At 63.4% G+C, this 17678-nt stretch carries 20 protein-coding genes and 2 tRNA genes; 8 read left to right on the forward strand and 14 right to left on the reverse strand.

The window, feature by feature from the left end:
• The first annotated feature begins 301 nt into the window (after positions 1–301).
• The 4 genes from OSH12_RS18360 to OSH12_RS18375 all read left to right on the forward strand — a co-directional run bounded on the left by OSH12_RS18360 (position 302) and on the right by OSH12_RS18375 (position 2773).
• Positions 302–577: a hypothetical protein gene (locus tag OSH12_RS18360; RefSeq protein WP_266345061.1), complete on the forward strand. Its 276-nt coding sequence runs from the start codon at positions 302–304 to the stop codon at positions 575–577.
• Positions 570–860: a hypothetical protein gene (locus tag OSH12_RS18365; protein WP_266345062.1), complete on the forward strand. Its 291-nt coding sequence runs from the start codon at positions 570–572 to the stop codon at positions 858–860. The genes OSH12_RS18360 and OSH12_RS18365 overlap by 8 nt, the downstream gene beginning before the upstream one ends.
• Positions 857–1453 (forward strand): hypothetical protein, encoded by a 597-nt coding sequence (locus tag OSH12_RS18370; protein WP_266345063.1) that lies wholly within the window; start codon positions 857–859, stop codon positions 1451–1453. The genes OSH12_RS18365 and OSH12_RS18370 overlap by 4 nt, the downstream gene beginning before the upstream one ends.
• Positions 1454–1711: 258 nt before the next feature.
• On the forward strand, positions 1712–2773 hold the full coding sequence (locus OSH12_RS18375) for a tyrosine-type recombinase/integrase (RefSeq protein WP_266345064.1): 1062 nt from the start codon (positions 1712–1714) through the stop codon (positions 2771–2773).
• A gap of 65 nt (positions 2774–2838) precedes the next feature.
• Here the strand turns inward: OSH12_RS18375 and OSH12_RS18380 are convergent.
• The 9 genes from OSH12_RS18380 to OSH12_RS18420 form a co-directional block, all read right to left on the reverse strand.
• Positions 2839–2914, reverse strand: a tRNA-Phe gene (locus OSH12_RS18380).
• A gap of 177 nt (positions 2915–3091) precedes the next feature.
• Entirely contained in the window at positions 3092–3328 is a 237-nt protein-coding gene (gene yacG / locus OSH12_RS18385) for a DNA gyrase inhibitor YacG (RefSeq protein ID WP_266345065.1), read from the reverse strand.
• A 13-nt stretch (positions 3329–3341) separates the two neighbouring features.
• Positions 3342–3965, reverse strand: a complete 624-nt coding sequence (locus OSH12_RS18390) for a Maf-like protein (protein WP_266345066.1) — start codon at positions 3963–3965, stop codon at positions 3342–3344.
• A 155-nt stretch (positions 3966–4120) separates the two neighbouring features.
• A complete protein-coding gene (locus tag OSH12_RS18395; RefSeq protein WP_266345067.1) occupies positions 4121–4600 on the reverse strand; it encodes an arsenate-mycothiol transferase ArsC in 480 nt (159 codons plus the stop codon).
• Positions 4601–4603: 3 nt separating this feature from the next.
• Positions 4604–5095, reverse strand: a complete 492-nt coding sequence (locus OSH12_RS18400) for a UPF0262 family protein (RefSeq protein WP_266345068.1) — start codon at positions 5093–5095, stop codon at positions 4604–4606.
• A gap of 38 nt (positions 5096–5133) precedes the next feature.
• Positions 5134–6426, reverse strand: a complete 1293-nt coding sequence (hisD, locus tag OSH12_RS18405; protein WP_266345069.1) for a histidinol dehydrogenase — start codon at positions 6424–6426, stop codon at positions 5134–5136.
• 109 nt (positions 6427–6535) lie between these two features.
• Positions 6536–6991, reverse strand: coding sequence for a DUF2948 family protein (locus tag OSH12_RS18410; RefSeq protein WP_266345070.1), 456 nt, complete (start codon positions 6989–6991; stop codon positions 6536–6538).
• A gap of 108 nt (positions 6992–7099) precedes the next feature.
• Entirely contained in the window at positions 7100–8389 is a 1290-nt protein-coding gene (gene murA, locus OSH12_RS18415; protein WP_266345071.1) for a UDP-N-acetylglucosamine 1-carboxyvinyltransferase, read from the reverse strand.
• Between the two features lie 172 nt (positions 8390–8561).
• On the reverse strand, positions 8562–8825 hold the full coding sequence (locus tag OSH12_RS18420; protein ID WP_266345072.1) for a hypothetical protein: 264 nt from the start codon (positions 8823–8825) through the stop codon (positions 8562–8564).
• A 531-nt stretch (positions 8826–9356) separates the two neighbouring features.
• On the opposite strand from OSH12_RS18420, the gene OSH12_RS18425 reads away from it, so the two are divergent.
• A tRNA-Thr gene (locus OSH12_RS18425) sits at positions 9357–9431 on the forward strand.
• Positions 9432–9509: 78 nt separating this feature from the next.
• The gene (locus OSH12_RS18430) at positions 9510–11165 is read left to right on the forward strand and encodes a site-specific integrase (protein ID WP_266345073.1); all 1656 of its coding nucleotides are present in this window, start codon (positions 9510–9512) and stop codon (positions 11163–11165) included.
• A gap of 362 nt (positions 11166–11527) precedes the next feature.
• Here the strand turns inward: OSH12_RS18430 and OSH12_RS18435 are convergent, their stop codons facing one another.
• The 4 genes from OSH12_RS18435 to OSH12_RS18445 all read right to left on the reverse strand — a co-directional run bounded on the left by OSH12_RS18435 (position 11528) and on the right by OSH12_RS18445 (position 14710).
• Positions 11528–12823: a hypothetical protein gene (locus OSH12_RS18435; RefSeq protein ID WP_266345074.1), complete on the reverse strand. Its 1296-nt coding sequence runs from the start codon at positions 12821–12823 to the stop codon at positions 11528–11530.
• A gap of 470 nt (positions 12824–13293) precedes the next feature.
• A complete protein-coding gene (locus OSH12_RS26270) occupies positions 13294–13548 on the reverse strand; it encodes a BRO-N domain-containing protein (protein WP_380224852.1) in 255 nt (84 codons plus the stop codon).
• Between the two features lie 263 nt (positions 13549–13811).
• On the reverse strand, positions 13812–14117 hold the full coding sequence (locus OSH12_RS18440; protein WP_266345075.1) for a hypothetical protein: 306 nt from the start codon (positions 14115–14117) through the stop codon (positions 13812–13814).
• Between the two features lie 395 nt (positions 14118–14512).
• On the reverse strand, positions 14513–14710 hold the full coding sequence (locus tag OSH12_RS18445) for a hypothetical protein (protein WP_266345319.1): 198 nt from the start codon (positions 14708–14710) through the stop codon (positions 14513–14515).
• Positions 14711–15022: 312 nt separating this feature from the next.
• Here OSH12_RS18445 and OSH12_RS18450 point away from each other — a divergent pair, with 312 nt between their 5' ends.
• Positions 15023–15271 (forward strand): hypothetical protein, encoded by a 249-nt coding sequence (locus OSH12_RS18450; RefSeq protein ID WP_266345076.1) that lies wholly within the window; start codon positions 15023–15025, stop codon positions 15269–15271.
• Between the two features lie 304 nt (positions 15272–15575).
• A complete protein-coding gene (locus OSH12_RS18455; protein ID WP_266345077.1) occupies positions 15576–16520 on the forward strand; it encodes an AraC family transcriptional regulator in 945 nt (314 codons plus the stop codon).
• Positions 16521–17028: 508 nt separating this feature from the next.
• Here OSH12_RS18455 and OSH12_RS18460 read toward each other — a convergent pair.
• Positions 17029–17661 carry a recombinase family protein gene (locus OSH12_RS18460; protein WP_266345078.1) on the reverse strand — a complete coding sequence of 211 codons (633 nt, stop codon included), beginning with the start codon at positions 17659–17661 and terminating at the stop codon, positions 17029–17031.
• Positions 17662–17678: the final 17 nt, after the last annotated feature.

Consider the following 17678-nt stretch of genomic DNA (forward strand, 5'->3'; position numbering starts at 1 on the left):
GTGATGGATCCGCGGAACCGGCCAACCCGGACTTTCTGGCGCTGGCTCAGGGATCTCAGCCAGGCGAGGATGCACAAGGCATGGATGGCCGGTCATTTTCATGACCGCGCATGCCCAGTATGCACCACTTGGTACGGCGATAGCCTGAGTTGGGACGCTCGCGTTTCAACAGGCGCCCTGACCGAGCGCATCACGTGCACCCGCTGTCACAGCACCACCGAATGGATGCACGACGCCATGCTCCCACGATCCACCAAGGTCTGGCTACCGAGCGGCGTGGCCCAGCTATTGGAGCACCCCCATGAATAGCGCGAAAGAACGAGCCGTAGAGGCTGGGGCGCGGGCGATTGCGCGCTACGATCAGGGCAACGACATACACTGGCAGCTCTACACATTTCAGGCCGAGGCAGTTCTCCGCGCCGGCATAGCGATCGAGTTGGAGGAGTTGGCGCAAAAGGTGGAGCAGATGTATCGGCCGCATATTGGCCGTCATGAGATGGAAGAGCGCGCCGCCAAGGTCATCGCGGCGGCCCTCCGCGCCCGTATCCAGCAGATGGCGGAGGCGGAGCATGAGTGAGCAGACGAGTGACGTGAGCCACCTGATCCAGCCTCTCGACTGGACCATGGACCGTGACGGCGACGCCAGCGCGTACACCCCGTTCGGCTCATACCGGGTGACCTTCGTCGAAGGTCTCGGCTGGCGATGGGGCTATTGTTTCAGCGAATACTATGACGATGACGACTTCGGATGCAGTTGCCGCAAGGCGGGCATGGACGCCGCATGGGCGAACTGGGTCAAGCGCGTTTCACCGATCCTCACCCTCCCCGTCCCGCCGGCTGTGGCAAAGGAGGGGACATGAGCATGGATCTCGCAATCAAGCCGCTGAAATGGCGGGATATCGAGGACGACGAGTCAACCTGCTACGTCGCGCACACTCTGCTGGGCGAATTCGTGTACGGCACGGATGAGCTGGGGCAGCCATACTTCCAAGGCCCTCTCCTTGAACGAGATTGCGAGACGGAGGCCGAGGCTAAGGAAGCGGCCGAGGCATATTACCGCGACATGGCGAACGAGTTCTTGGTGGATGCATTTGGCGTCAGCCTCACGTCGAGGTGGCAATCCACCGAAACGCCGCTCCCGCCGACGGACACGAAACTGCTTCTCGCCGCCGAGTTTGCTCCCGGCGATTGGCGCGTCAAGATTGGCGAGTTTAGCGTCGAGGCGAAGTGTTGGCTGGTGGAGGGGGCAAGTTGGGAACCGACACTTTGGGCGCCAATCCCGGCCTTCCCCGCCAAAGCTGGAAAGGCCGGGGGTTTTGCTGGCCTCGCGGACGATCTAGTCCGCCTGATCGAACAGCGCCCCGGGCCCATACCCGACCGCCAAGAGGTTGTTGCTGAGATGCGCGCCCTGATCGCCAAATCGGCCGGCATTCCGGTCAAGGAGGCGGGGTGATGGGCACTTCGCTTCGGAAGACGCTCGACAGGCCCGCACGCCGCTTGCTGACAGCCATGGAGGCCGCCGCTTACTGCGGTGCGCCGTCCATCGTCAAATGGCGCGTGTCGTGCCCTGTGCGACCAATCTCGCTGTACGCTGGGCGGGACGGGTATCGGTATGACGTGACCGACCTTGACCACTGGATCGAGCGCATGAAAGGCTCGCTCCCCATGGCGGAGGACTGGCTGGCGGGGTTAGGCAATGGTGGTGATAAGAATGCGAGGCGTTAAGAAGTACACGCACCCTATCAGCCAAATCACGTACTACTACCATCGCAAGACCGGTGTGCGGCTGCTTTCAGAGCCTGGCACCACTGCGTTCAAGGATGAGTTGGACCGCGCCGAGGCGACACTACAGCCCGAGCCGTCGCCACAAAAAGGCACCCTCGGCCACCTAATGACTGCCTACCGAGGCAGCCACTACTTCCGAGAAAACAAGCCTCGTACTCGCAACGACTACAATGGGGTTCTCAACTACCTGTCGGTGATCGGTAAAACCCCGTTGAGTGCGATAGATGGGCCTTTTGTCGTCCGGCTCCGCGACAAGGTCTATGCCGACCGGAAGCGGCGTTTCGCCAACTATTGCCTATCCGTGCTGTCTGTCGTCCTGGAATACGGGATCGAACTCGGTGTCGTGAAGGTGAACGCCGTGAAGGGCATCAAACGCATTCGCCGCCGGACCGACGCGCCGAAGGTCAACCGACCGTGGACGCGCGCCGAGCGGGACACGGTGATGAACATTGCCCCACCGCAGTTGCTTCTTCCGATCGCCATCGCCCGGTGGACGGGGATGCGGCAGGGCGATATCCTGAAGATGCCGCCGACAGCTTTTGACGGCTATTCGATCCGCCTCATCACCAGCAAAGCCAGCGTGCAGATCGGCATCCCCGTAGCCGGGCCGCTCAAGGCGGTCATTGATGCAGCCATAGCGGCGGCTGGCGAACCGACACCAATCACGCTGTGCGCCAACTCGCGCGGCAAGCCGTGGACGGAATCGGGCTTTCGCGCGAGCTTCTTCAAGATGATCGGGGCGCTCGAGGTGGCCGGCAAAGTTGGCGAGGGCCTGACCTTCCATGGGCTCCGCCATTCGGTGGCGACGGAGCTTAGGGAAGCCGGTTTCGACTCGCGCACAATCGCTGACATGCTGGGCCAAAAGACAGCGTCAATGGCCGACCACTATTCGAGCGAGGCGGACCTGTCGTCGAAGCTAAAGGGCGTCGTCCGGAAGATGGAAAAGCGGAACAGCGCGCGAACAAAAACGTCTACAAATCACGGATGAAAGTGTCTACACGGCATCAGGCCATTTTGGCCGTCGTAAATCTCTCTGCAATTTCAAAGAGATGGTGGTGCCCAGACGCGGATTCGAACCACGGACACGCGGATTTTCAATCCGCTGCTCTACCAACTGAGCTATCTGGGCCCAGCGATTGGCGCCGAAGAGGTGGCTCAATCGCGAAGACAGCTGCCTTATAGGCGACGGTCCCAAACGTGTCCAGAGGCCGAATACGGAAGAATGCAGCCTGTGAACAACTCGACGCGGCGAAGCGCGAGGGGCTACCGGGAGACGGAGCCAAGCCGGCGCGAAACCGACGCCGGCTCAGTCGTCTTCGCTGCTGCCAGCGTCGCGCTCGATGACCGGAATGGCATAAGCCCCAGACAGCCAGCGATGCAGGTCGACATCCTTGCAGCGCTTCGAACAGAACGGATAGAAGGCGCGAACCGTATCCTTGCTGCAATTGGCGCAAGGACGTGGCGCGCGCAGCGGCAGAATTTCGGCAACCGCCGGCGTGTCGGCCACGAGCTTCCGCCCGGCGGGCTTTTTGGGTGCAGTCATCGTCTATCCCTCCTCAGGCCGGCCCGAGCCAGCCCTTGCGGACGGGGAAACCCTCTCCGTCCAGCATCGCGATCGTCTCGTAGAGCGGCAGGCCGACGACCGAGCTGTAGGAACCGACCAGCTTGACGACAAAGGTGCCGGCAAGACCCTGGATCGCATAGCCGCCGGCCTTGTCGCGCCATTCGCCTGAACCGAGATAGGTCTCGATTTCCTGCCGGCCAAGGCGTTTGAAGCGCACCTTGCTCTCGACAAGGCGCTGGCGGACCGCGCCATTCGGCGTCAGCAGGCAGACGGCCGTGTAGACCCGGTGCGAGCGACCGGAAAGCATGCGGATGCATTCCGCCGCCTGGTCGTGGAACTCGGCCTTGGGCAGGACGCGCCGCCCCACCGCGACGACCGTGTCGGCGGCGAGGATGTAGGCATCGGCGAATTCGGGCGTACGCGCCGCCATGGCGCGCGCCGCGTCCGCCTTGCTGCGGGCGAGCCGCTTGGCGAGACTGCGCGGCAACTCGTTCTTCAGCGGGCTCTCATCGACGGAGGTTGGCAGGAGACTGTCCGGCTCCAGGCCTGCCTGGGCAAGAAGCTGCAGCCGTCGCGGGCTGCCCGAGGCCAGCAGGAGTTTGGGAGTGCCTGTCATTCTTCCGTCCGGTCGATGGGTCTGAGGACGCCGCGAGGCGGCATGGCTGAAGCCGCGCGGCTTGCGGCGGAGCGGCGGAACGTAGCCGAATTGGCCGTTCAAGGAAACAGTGCGCGAGCGCCCTGCCCGGTCGTCGCGACGCTGCCCGGCCTCCCCTACCCGCCCGGAAGCGGGACCCAGCCGAAACGATCCTTGATGTGCCGGCGCAATTGGTCGCGCACGTCGCGATAGGCATCGAGGATCTGCTCGCGCGTGCCTTCGACCAGCGTCGGATCGGGGGTCGGCCAGTACTCGACCGTCACGGCCATGGTGCGCGTCAGCTCCAGCGCGCGGTGATGCGCCTGCGGCGACAGTGTCACCACCAGATCGAAATTCGTATCTTCGAGTTCCTCGATCGCGTGAGGCCGATGCCGCGCCAGATCGAGGCCGCTTTCCTCCATCACCACGGTGACGAACGAATCGCGCTCGCCTTTGCGCACGCCGGCCGAGGCGACATAGAGACGGGGAAACAGCTGCGCCGTGATCGCCGCCGCCATCGGCGAGCGGATCGCATTCATGCCGCAAACGAACAGAACCGAGGCCGGGGGCCGCGCATCGCGGGGCTGGAACACGCCCGGAGCATCGGCTTCGACCAAGGCTCAGCCTTTCCAGTGCAGCGCGCAGACCAGCGTAAACAGCCGTCGCGCCGTCTCGAAATCGACGAGGATCTTGCCGGCCAGCCGATGCATCAACAGATGCGAGCCGTCGTCATGCACGCCGCGCCGGCCCATGTCGATTGTCTCGATCTGGCTCGGCGTCGCCGTGCGGATCGCCGCGTAATAGCTGTCGCAGATGAGAAAATAATCGCGAACGATCTTGCGCAGCGGTGTCAGCGACAGCGCATGCAGGATCAGCGGCGCGTCGTTCTGGTCCCGTACATCGAAGACCAGCCGGTTTTCCAGAATGGCCAGATGCAGCCGATAGCCGCCGGAAGGATGATCCGGCAGCGTGAAGCGATTGTCCTCGACCAGATCGTAGATGGCGATCTGGCGCTCGTGATCGACATCGGCGGAAGCACGACCGAGCGTCGCGCCGTCGAGATCAACGGCAACGAGCTTGCCGACAATCTCGGGCTCGGGCGATTGGGCCATGTCGGGTTCCGCGTTCATCGATCAGCGGCTCGATCCTGCTACAGATTGAGCCGGATCGCCACCGAGCGCGCATGCGCGCCAAGCCCCTCGGCTTCGGCCAGCGCGATCGCCGCCGGACCGAGCACGCGAAGCTGCTCCGGCCCGGTACGCAGGATCGACGTGCGCTTCATGAAATCGAGCACCGACAGCCCCGACGAGAAGCGGGCCGAACGTGCCGTCGGCAGCACATGGTTGGAGCCGCCGACATAGTCGCCGATCACTTCCGGCGTCGTGCGGCCGACAAAGATGGCGCCGGCATTGCGGACCTTCTGAACCAGCGGCTCGGGATCGGCCACAGCGATTTCGAGATGCTCCGGCGCCATGCGGTCGGACAGCGGCACGGCATCATCGAGCGAGGCAACGACGATGATGGCGCCGAAATCGCGCCAGCTCGCCGCGGCAGTTTCTCCGCGCGGCAAGGTCTTCAATTGCCGCTCAACCGCCAGTTCGACCGCATCGGCCAGCTTCGGATCGTCGGTCATCAGGATCGACTGCGCGGCGGTATCATGCTCGGCCTGGGCCAGCAGATCCGCGGCGATCCAATCCGGATCATTGTCGCCATCGGCGATGACGAGCACTTCCGACGGACCCGCGATCATGTCGATGCCGACCGTGCCGAACACCTGGCGCTTCGCCGCCGCGACATAGGCGTTTCCGGGGCCAACGATCTTGTAGACAGCCCGGATCGTGTCCGTGCCATAGGCGAGCGCCGCGACAGCCTGCGCGCCGCCGATGCGGTAAAGCTCGTCGACGCCGGCAAGGCGGGCCGCGACCAGCACCAGCGGATTGATGACGCCGTCCGGCGTCGGCACGACCATGACCAGCCGATCGACACCGGCGACCTTGGCCGGCACGGCGTTCATCAGCACGGAGCTTGGATAGGAAGCGGTGCCGCCCGGAACATACAGCCCGACCGCCTCGATCGCCGTCCAGCGCGAACCGAGCTCGACGCCGAGCGCATCGGTGTAGCGATCATCGACCGGCTTCTGGCGGGCGTGGTGCGACTGGATCCGATCGCGCGCCAGGACGAGGGCGGCGCGTGTGCGGTCGTCGACGAGCTTGTCGGCCGCCTCGAACTCAGCGTCCGAGATGCGCATCGCGCCGGCGGTCAGCTCCAGACGATCGAAGCGCGCCGTATAGTCGAGCACGGCCGCATCGCCGCGCGCCCGCACATCGGCGAGAATACCGCGCACGGTGGCGTCGACGTCTTCCGACACCTCGCGCTTGGCGGCGAGCAGCGCCCGGAAGCGCGCTTCGAAATCGAGATCGGTTTGGGACAGGCGAATGGCCAAGACGTCGGCTCCTCAAATGCGAGCGACGTCTCTAGCGCGGTTCGGGCGGGCAGGAAAGGCCGCAGGCGCGATCCGGGTCTTGCGCAGCCTTTTGGGCCGCGCAATCCACTCAGGCGATCTTCTCGTCCAGGCTATGCTCGGGGCAGCACTGGGTAGCCCAGGCCGGACCGAGATCGCGGACCGCCGCCTCGATGCATTCGACATCGAGCGCGATGGCGCCGCCGCCAGCGAAGATCAGCGTGATGGTGCCGGCCGGTTCATCGCTCGCCTCAAAGCCGATGGCGAGAAGGTCGAGCACGGCGTCGGGTCGGCTGCGATCTATGCCGGTCGAACGAACAGCGAGTACGCGGTCAAAATGGAACCCGGAACGACGACGCTCCCAGTTCTTCTTGCGCGCATTGCCTTCCGGCTGCTTTTCCCAGACGAAACGATTGATGACGCCGGCAAAACGTTTCTCCTTCGGAATGAAGGCGATGTCGCCAACCTTCAGTACCGCATCCTGAACATGAGCGGATACGACGGCGAGGTCTTCTGCGTCGAACGCGGCGAGTTTAAGCTGATCCATGAGAACACCTGTCGGCCTGTTTACTTGAACCGACAGGTAGGGAGTGTGTGGCCCCAGCGCAACAGGTCAATTGCACCACGCCACTCCCAATCGCGATTCGCGCCGGGCTCAGCCGGTAATCCGCTCGATCGTCGCGCCGCAGCGCGACAGCTTGTCCTCAAGCCGCTCGAAGCCGCGATCCAGATGATAGACGCGGTTGACGATCGTCTCGCCTTCGGCAACGAGGCCGGCGATCACCAGCGACACCGAGGCGCGCAGATCGGTCGCCATCACCGGCGCCCCCTTCAGCCGCGGCACGCCGACGACGGTCGCCTTCTGGCCATCGAGATGGATCTCGGCGCCGAAGCGGGCGAGTTCCTGGACGTGCATGAAGCGGTTCTCGAAGATCGTCTCGCGAATCACCGAGGTGCCCTCGGCCCGCGTCACCAGCGCCATCAGCTGCGCCTGCAGGTCGGTCGGGAAGCCCGGGAACGGCTCGGTCGAAATATTGACCGGCTGCAGATCGGCGCCATTGCGATAGACGCGCAGACCTTCATTGGTCTCGGTGATCTCGGCGCCGACTTCGCGCAGGATCTCGATCGGCCGGAGCAGGCTGTCGGCACGCGCACCTTCCAGCAGAACATTGCCACCAGTCATGGTGACGGCCATGGCATAGGTGCCGGCTTCGATACGGTCCGGCATGACCGAATGGCGCGCGCCATTCAGGCGACTGACGCCCTCGATGCGGATCGTCGAAGTGCCGGCGCCCGAAATCTTGGCGCCCATCTTGATCAGGCACTCGGCCAGGTCGACCACTTCCGGCTCGCGCGCGGCGTTCTCGATGATCGTCTCACCCTTGGCGAGCGTCGCCGCCATCAGCGTCACATGCGTCGCGCCGACCGTCACCTTCGGGAAGACGACGCGGGCGCCCTTCAAGCCGTTTGGTGCCCGGGCAATCACATAGCCGCCCTCGATATCGATCTCGGCTCCCATGGTCTGCAGCGCCTCGAGGAAGAGGTCGACGGGACGCGTGCCAATGGCGCAACCGCCCGGCAGCGACACTTTTGCAAAACCTTCGCGCGCCAGCAGCGGGCCGATGACCCAGAAGCTCGCGCGCATGGCGGAGACCAGCTCATAGGGCGCGGTGGTGTCGACGATGGTGCGGGCGGTCAGATGCACCGTCTCGCCGGAAAGCTCGGCTTCGCCGAGGCGCTTGCCGGACACCGTCATGTCGACGCCGTGATTGCCTAGGATGCGCTTCAGCTGCGCGACGTCGGCGAGGCGCGGCAGGTTGGCCAGCGTCAGCGTCTCGTCGGTCAGCAGGCTGGCGATCATCAACGGCAGCGCGGCGTTCTTGGCGCCGGAGATCGGAATTGTGCCGTTCAGACGAGCGCCACCGACGATGCGGATTCTGTCCATGAGCAGCCAAGCCTTTCCGAAGCGAAGGGAGCGAGCGGCGGCGATCCGTGAAGATGTGCCCCACCCCGAATGGTCTGTCGCTCTAATGCAGGAATGAGGCCGATACAAGGAAAAGCCGGAGGCGGGGCGGTGTGATTTGGCGGGATCGCGCTATTCACCCTTGTGCGAGGCGCTATTCGCCCTCGCGAGAGGCCTTGGCGGCGGCCTTGCGGCGGGAAAGATTGGTGCGCAGCGCCGCCGCAAGCCGATCCTCGCGCGCCTTTGCGGCGCGGGCGACAGAGGCCTTGTGAGCCGCGTTCGGCTCGGCCGCTTCCAGACCTTCCGCCCTTTGGGTCGCGCTGTCAGGCTCTGGGGCCAAGGTCGGCACAGATGCTGTTTCGACCGCCACGCTGGCGTTCGTCGGAAGTGGCGTCTTGTTGGCAGGGTCACGGGTCATGGCAGCTCGGACTTGGATCTGGTCGCAATGCAAACGACATCAAAAGAGAGGTCTAGCGTTCATATAGGCCGCGACACCCGCTTCGTTCAAAGCCATTTCCGCCTAGTCTGTTTTTGAGACGCAATCGGCTCGTTTCGATCGCGTTTCGTGGCTGGTTGCCAGCATATCGAAGCCTGAGGCGGGGCTCGCAACGATGTGGAACTTCGCGAGATCCCGGCATACGAACGATAATCAAGGATCGAGCGTCGCCAATGTCGGCAGAAGTCGGGGGCGGCCAGCCCGAAACCACGTGCGGCCGGCACGCCCCAAGGACACACTCCAATACGAAAACTCAAATCGGTGTTTCGACGGCTTTGGGCTCGAAGCGGCGCGTGTGCCTGTGGATGACTTTGGTCCGGCGGGCCGTTTTTGGCACTTATTTGGTCGAATTCGCGTTTCCAGCACGAAAGGCTGGGAAGTGGAGCGCGAGGCGCTTGATCCCACCGCCCCACTGTGGCAGTAAACCGCCGTCCGGGAAATTCACCCGCCGGCGCTGCAGTAGCTCAGTGGTAGAGCACACCATTGGTAATGGTGAGGTCGAGAGTTCAATCCTCTCTTGCAGCACCACTCATCCCCTTGATTTTACATAAGTTATTGCCCCACAAGGGGTTCGGCCGTTCCACTTGGACACAGGAACGGTACACTATGGTGCTTCAGATGGCCCGCCCGTGGCGTGATCCCGACTCCGGAATTTTCTATCTCCGCAAGCGTGTCCCGCGCGCCCTACTGCCGCAGGTGAAGGGCACGACCGCGATGCTGCCGGTCGGCGATGAGCATGTCGCCGTGCGGGTTGGAGACATCACCAAGGCATCGCTGCGCACCCGCGAACCGAGCGAAGCGAAGACACGCTACACAGCCGCTTCCGCTGCCCTGTCAGCCCATCTCCAAGCCGTTGTGGCCGGTCCGATGCGACTCAGTCGGCGGCAGGTCGTGGCTATCGCGGGCACGGTCTACAACGACAATCTGGAAGAGCTCAGTAACGAGCCGGGAGAAGTCGGCATCTGGAGGCATGCCCTCAGATTGCACGCCGAAGCCCGCGCCAAGGGCAAGCTGGAGCAGTGGGTCGGCCCGCAAGTCGATCTCGAGTTGGCGAAGCTCCACATCGTGGCGCATCCCGAGTCCAGGACTGCCCTGATCGAGGAGATCGACCGCGCTCTCGTTCAACGCGGCGAACTCATGAAGCGGTTCAGCGAGGGGGACTTCCGGCCTGACCCGGAGGCAGCGCGTTTCCCGGACCCAGGTGCTGCACTTGCACCCTTGCGGTCCCCAGCGCCTACACCGCCCGGAAGCGCTTCTGCAAATCCTGCCAGCCTCGGCCTCAACATCCTCGATGTCTGGGCGAAGTTCAAAGCAACTATCACTCCTGCTTCGTCCACGGTCCGGCGCTGGGAGCCAGCCATCAAGGCCTTCGACGCCTTCATCGAAAGCCGTGGCATGGAGACGGTCACTCCCGGCGATGCAACGCTGTTTGCGGACCATCGCGTTGCAGCGGGTATCTCAGCGACATCCGCGAGCAAGGTTGATCTTGCAGCCGTGAAGCGCATGTTTACCTTCGCTCACAAGCGCAGCTGGTTGAAAGCAAACCCACTGGCGGGCCTGCGACGCGAGCGGAGGGGCACTGAGGAGGACCGGGACCGTGAGGGCCGAGACTTCCATCCGCCCGAGTGTCGGACGATCCTCAACACCACGAGGACCATCTACGCTGAGCCGGGAGGCCGGGGGGATGCTCTCCTGAACACTATTCGCTGGGTGCCATGGATCTGTGCCTACTCTGGCGTAAGGCCCGGCGAGGCGATCCAGTTGCGAAAAGAGGACTTCAGCAGCGAAGACGGCATCCCCTTTTTCCATGTCCGTGGCAGTGCAGGCACTGTGAAGACGGGCAAGGGTCGCAGAACTCCCATCCATCGCTGCCTCGTCGCTGAGGGCCTGCTTGACTTCGTCCGGAACGCAAAAGCGGGTCACCTCTTCGTCAATGTCACGGGCAACGACGCTGACGCTATAAGGCGAGGTATCGATACATCGCGCGGGCGATTGGGAGAGTGGGTGCGCGCAATCGGCGTGAATGACCCTGAGATCTCGCCATCGCACTCATGGCGACACACATTCAAAGCCATCGCCCTCGACGGCGGGATGACGGAGAAGGTTGCGGACGCCATCTGTGGGCACGCTCAAGCCACCCAAGGCCGCAAGTACGGCACCGTCTCGCTGGCAACGAAGGCGGCAGCGCTTGAGGCGTTCCCAGAATACGCGCTGGAAGCCCCCACCGCCGCCGCTCCAAAGGATGCACCCGGTCGCCTGTAAGTGGGATGAACCACCCTCAAGGGCTGCCCGGCCTGCCCATCATCAGCGTTAGCGTCTGGGAGGCGTCAGGAGACACCTTAGGACTCGTTAGCTGCGGGGCGTGGGTGCGCACCAGAAAAGCCCGCCATACCACTCTGCGAGCTCCTCTGAGCCCCGAGGCGCATGCCCGCAACCCTTGCCCGAGCGCGCTGATCACCGGGCGGGAGTCGGCGGGATCATTGCATCAGCATGAAGCGATGATCCCTGCGATGGACTAGTGCATGCCCACCTGCCCGATTCGTGAGCTTTCCCCGGCGTGTGCGCAGCTGTCAGGGAGTCGGGATCTTACGGGTCTTATAGGTGGTAGGAGGGGGCGGAGAGGGTCACGCCTGCACGGTGACCGGGATGCCCGTGGACGTGACCTCGCGAGATGCCACCTCCATCATCAGCCTCGCTTCATGAGCCCGTGAGCGGGCAACGAGAAGGCCGTCATGGAGGCCAAGAGCAACCAGCTTCTTCGCCTTCATCTCCTCCAGCACACGAACGAGGATCTGGCTCTCGGTGTGCATGAGCGTCAGGCCGAGGCCTACGCCGAAGCATGGACGAAGCGCCGGGTGTTTATGGAGGATGGCGTCCTTGGTCCGCTTGACGGTCCAGCCGGGCGGTAGGATGGCCGTTGCATCACCATCATCTGTGCTCGTCACCAGTTCCGAGGGCCATGTGGAGCGGTGAAAGTCGTCCATGAGAAGGCAGTTCACCGCCATCTTCACAGCCCTGCGGTGCCCCTCCAGGCCGGACATGGAATAGAGGTCGCCATCCGGCGCGGTCGCCCCGGCAGACGCATAGGCCAGCCGAGGGAACATGGAGGAGAAGTCGAGATTGGTGACCGACTCCCCCTCGATCCGTATCCCCTGCCTCCGGTCCGTCCTGAGGTTCTGCCAGAAGCCGCCGAAGAGCCGCCCATTACGGTCGAACCGGGGCTCTCCGTCACCGTCCACCAGCGTGAAGTAACGGGCCATGGCGCGGCTATGCGAGTCGACAGGACCATTGCCATCGTCGACGAAGGTGATGTCGGCCTCTCCAAGGAAGGCGTTCAGGCCGCGCACGGTATCCCGGATGGCGATGGACTCGGCCGTATCGTCGTAATCTACCAGCGTCCGGGCAGTCACCACTCCGTCGCTGACGCGTTGACGAGTCTTGCGGGACAAGATGACCAACTCCTCCTCAGCCTGACGACAGAAGTCAGCCAGATCAATCCCCGCTGCCCGCACCGTCCGCGAGAACGACTCTGTGGGGGCCAGAGAAGACGCCTCACGGCGTTGCGGAGAGTTCACCCACCGCACCACCCCAAGGTCACCAAGGCGGCTCAGGAGTCCCCGGAAGGGCTTGCCGAGGGCGGGGTTATCATAGCGCGTTCCGCCCTTCCTGCCGTTACCGGTGAGGATGGCCACACGGCCGGTGTCCGGGGGCATGACCACGGCATAGGCAAGGTTCGCGACAGTTGTTTCCACGGCGGCGAGGTGGTGCCGCAGATCGCTCTCGCGGCGTTGACGCGTGCGGCTTCCCGCTAATCGCTCGTGCTGATCGACAGTTGCCGTGATCTCGGCAACAAGCTGGCGCAGCGTGGGGCCTTGTGCGCCGAGCCAATTATCAAACCAGCGGTGTCGTTCAGGCGTCATGAGGTTCCTGCGGTGGCCGCATCGGAAACGGACCCTCGGAGTGCTGCCGGAAGGTCCTAGCGGGTGCATATGACGTGTGTCCTGGGGGCTGTCGAGGGCGTGCCCGATACGCCATGAGCAAAAGAACAGCGACAGGGGGACGAGCGCAGCCGCGGACGACGAATGCTCATCCGTGGGGACCATCGGTGGATGAATGTCGGCGGCGTTCCCTCTCGGTGTCACTGATAGTCAATGGGAGAGGTCCACTTGAGGTCCATCTATCGGGCATAGTCCACCATCATTCCCTCCTCTCCTCCCCCTATCTTCCCTCTCCTAGGGTGGGGGGTATTCAGTGGTCTATTGGTGGTGGGTAATCGGAGGTCTCCTCTTTAATGTATCTCGGATAGTCCATCGGAGGGGAAGCTCATGGAGAAGACCACCTCCATCAATCCCCCTCCTCTCATCTATCGTGCCCCCTCCTAGAGTGGTCCCTATTCAAGGGTCCATAGGTGGTCCCCAATCGCCTCAGGCATCCGCAGCGCGGTCCGCATATCGGCGTGAGCCGTCTCCCGAGCGGCCCCGTTCAGGGGATAGCCGCTTGGGTCCGCGATGGTCGGGACAACACCACCCGCCAGCCACGCGCGGAACTCCTCGGCCTGCGGCTTCGTCGAGGCCATGAGCAGCAGTTTCACGCCCTTGCGGGTCAGGAAGACTGCGGCCGAAGGCGACGCGGCTGCCGGGACCACTCAAACAATTTGTTAGAGAGCTCCCTTGAACGCGATGATATCAGCCAAGGGCCACCATCTCCCCGGATCAAACGGCCAATGCCGGGCACCGTGAGGTAACGGTTATTCGACAGGCCATACTTCGTGAAGAAACGGCGGGGGCGCCCACCACGCAGCATCGCCGCGCTCGCCCATGTCTCCCCAAAACTGGGGACACATGCGACCAAGCCTCAGAATACTGGACAACCCAAAATTGGATGATGCCTCGGGTGCGTCCGAGACCATCAAGTCGATGTCGTGGAGTAAGTACGCATGAGCTTCCCGAAGTACTCTGCCACGTCACGGCACTTGGTGAACACCTCGCCATGGCGGGAGAAGACGACCTGCCGCGCATAGCGGGCTGGGAGTGCAACGGGGGCGGTGGTCGTGTCGAGTTGGGGCACGCTTGGCCATGTCTCCTCAAGATTGAGGGCACGTGAGGAAGTGGTCGATGTCAGCGCGCCAATGTCCCGAAGGACGGCGCCGCTGGAAATAGCGGCCACGTCGCGGCTGTCGGCGAACACCTCACCATCACGGGTGAAGACGACCATCCGCGCTCAGGGCGCTGGGAGGGCAAGGGTATCTCCAAAATTGGAGACATCCGCTGTGCGGACGTAGAGGGCTTGCTCAAATTTGAGCACCCCCATCCCTCAGATCTGAGGAGCGGCCCGCTCGCGCTGATAAGGGAGAGGCCACGGACCTTAAGTGGGGAGTGACCCCACTTCATCCGCCAGCGCTCGACGTCGCGCGGGTACCTCTGGCCGTCCTGCGGGTAAACGTAGGGAGTCTGCGCAAAGATGCGCACACCCCCGCGACTACGGCCACGCCGTCACATTCAACACGCTACGGGCCGTCCCGCGTCCCCCGCGAGCTGTCGCGATGTAGGCTTCGTTGAGGGCCTTTGCGAGCCCGTTGGCTCTGGCCACGCCGCGTTCCCGCAGCGCTGCTATCGTCCCTGCCAGCCCGTCCGCGCGGTCCTGTGCGCCCTCCCTGAGCGCAGCAGCGGCAGCGTGATTGCCGAGGCCCGGAGATGGATCGCGCCGTTCGGATTGCCGAGCTTCACGCCTCGCGCCTTGGCCGCTGCAAGGGCCTCCTTCGTGCGCTGAGAGATGGCCTCGCGCTCCTTCTGAGCGACCATAGCCATGATACCCACGGCGAACTCCACGCCCGAGGCGACGGGCTCCGCGTGTTGCCGAAGACGCGATGCCTGCCTCGGCCTGTGGCAACTCCGGTGCTCACGCCAATACAAGCGGCAATATCTCGGGATCAAGCAGGGCAGTGCTAGCTGATAGGTTGCGTGAGGATCATGCGCACGCAGCACGAGCACTCGACGGAAGGAAGCTGGGCACTTTCCCCGACGTAGCGTTGCTACCTGGCGTTGCCACTTGCCACCTAAAGCTGCCTATGATTAGGAATTCACTGTTTAAACGCTCTCATGAAAGCTGGGCCAGTTCAGATGTTGAAAGTCATTGTCGCCATCGTAGCTATCGGTGCACTGAGCGGGTGCACGACTACAGAACGGGATCTGGCCGTTGGCACAGGCGCTGGTGCAGTGATCGGTGGCATCGCGGGCGGCGGCCGAGGCGCGGTGATCGGTGCGGGTGCCGGCGCGCTTGGTGGCGTCCTGGTACGCAACCTGCGGAACGGAGATTGCCAGTATCGTGATCGAAACGGCAACATCTACACTGCTCGCTGCCGCCGGTAAGCTGGCTTTCGTAGCCGCACGTCTTAGCCGGTGGCAACCTAGCGGCGCTCTTGGCCTAGCCGAGAGCGTCGACTTCATTGTATGCGAGAAGGTGCCGACTTGGTGAAGACGGGCCTGACTCAAAGGCTCGCCTAGCACGCGCCTGCGACGAGTGGGGCGGGGAGACTAGCAAGTGCCGCATAATGCCAGCCGTCCAGGCCCACGGTCAAAGCCTGATAGCCCCCCCCAAGCCCAGATCGAGTCATTCCGCTTTTCAACTGGCGCCGAGCCTATCGGGCTTCAGTTTGATGCGTGGCACGGCGCGATGGAGCAGACCATCGATGTTTCTCGACCGCGAGATGAAGGCGAGAAGCCAGGCTTTGCCGCCACCTTGCAAGCATGGGACGTGGGCGGCATCAGCATCGCTTCGATGACTATGCCTGGCCAAGGACATACCCGGACCTGGAGTAATGTCCAGCGACCCGCTGCGGACCATTGGTCTCTCATGATGCCTATTCGTGACGCCATCGGGAATGCCTATCAATCGCGCCAGATGGCGGTCTCATCACTGGGGCGGTCGTTCATGGGCTCCGGTGCGGATACGCATGTCGTCAGCATGTTCGTCCCGCGCGACATCTTCCGTGAGACCCCTGGGGTTTTGGATGCCGTTAAGGCACCGATTGAGGGTCATGGCGTCCAAGGACTGTTGATTGATTTCGTCCTCACACTCCAGACCCGGCTCCAAGAGGGGCTCCATGCGGATCCGGTCGCGCTACGGGATGCGTTGAAGGCAATGATGCTTCTCGGCCTGTCGCCCTCCCGCGAACGACTTGAACTGGCACGTCCCACTGTGGATGCGATACTGCTCGCGCGGATCCAAGAGTACATAGCGGCGAACGTCACATCTCCCGCCTTGAGCACGTCGGACCTGTGTCGCGCGTTCCACATTTCCCGATCCAGTCTCTATCGCCTGTTTGATGGACTAGGGGGCGTGGACGCGTACCTCCGGGGACAGCGGGTGGAAGCCGTTCGTCACGCTCTGGAAGCCGGAGATCCAAGACCTATCAGTGTGATTGCATCGGGCTTCGGCTTTCACGACGCATCAACGTTTTCTCGAACCTTCAAGTTTCATTTCGGCTGCACCCCCTCGGATGTTCGGGGCGCAGAAGGAAGCGGTGGACCCTCTCTTGTGGCCTTGCGTAGGCTGGGGCGGTTTGATGCATTCCTTGGAACCCTTGGAACTGATGAGCGCCTCAAGTCTAGCCTTTGATACGGATAGGCGTGTCGCACGTTGCACTACAGCCGCGCCATCACGTTCAGCACGCTACGGGCCGTCCAGCGCCCCCTCGAGGTGTCGCGATATGGGCATCGTTGAGGGCCTTTGCGAGGCCGTTAGCGCTGGTCACGCTGCGTTCCCGCAGCGCCGCTATCGTCCTGCCAGCGCGTCCGCATGGGCCTCTGTGCGCCCTCCCTAAGCGCCGCAACGACCTCATTGCCTGGGCAAAGGAGATGGCTCGCACCATTCGGGTTGTCGAGCTTCACGCCTCGCGGCTTCACCGCTCCGAGGGCCTCCTTGTGCGCTGGGAGATGGCCTCACGCTCCTTGTGAGCGACAATGGCCATGATGCCCACCGTGAACTTGTCGGCATGCGACATGTCACGAGCTGTGAACTCCACGCCAAGTTCTGGATCCCGAGGACGAAGCGGCACCGAAAGCGAGATGCCTCCCCGCGACCTGTCGCGCCTCCAGTGGATGGTGGATCTGATCTGCCGGCAAAATCATGGGGCCGAAGCCGCCTCTCTCACGATCCTATCGACCGTGCTGACACCGATACGGAATTCCTTGGCGATCTTCACCTTGCCCTTGCCGGCTGCTCTCGCCTCTAGCACGGCGGCATGAACGCTGGCCCATTCGGCCGCCTTCTTCCGGTCCTTCTCCGTTCCCTTGGCGGGGCGGCCCAGCTTGGCGCCGTTGGCCTTGGCGCGGGAGAGGCCAGCGTTGACCCGCTCGCGGATCATCTCGCGCTCGAACTCGGCGAACACGCCCATCATCTGGAACATCGCCTTGCCCGCTGGCGTCGACGTGTCGAGGCCCTGCTGGTGCAGGTAGAGGTCGACACTCTTGGCATGAAGCTCGCCCAGGAAGGTAAGAAGGTCGGTCAACGAGCGGCCGAGGCGGTCCACGCTCCAAGCGGCGATGATGTCGATCTCGCGGCGAGCCACTGCCTTCATCATGGCATCAAGTCCTGGGCGCTTGTCCCGCCCCTTGGCTCCCGAGATGCCGGCATCCTCGAAGGTAGCGCCCACCTGCCAGCCATGGCGCTGGGCGACAGCCTCAAGCTCGCGGCGCTGGTTCTCGACCGTCTGGCCGGAGGTCGAGACGCGGAGGTAGAGGGCGACACGCTTGGTCATGCTAGGTTCCTTGCCGG

This window comes from Kaistia terrae (genome assembly GCF_026344005.1).
GTDB classification, from domain to species: domain Bacteria; phylum Pseudomonadota; class Alphaproteobacteria; order Rhizobiales; family Kaistiaceae; genus Kaistia; species Kaistia terrae.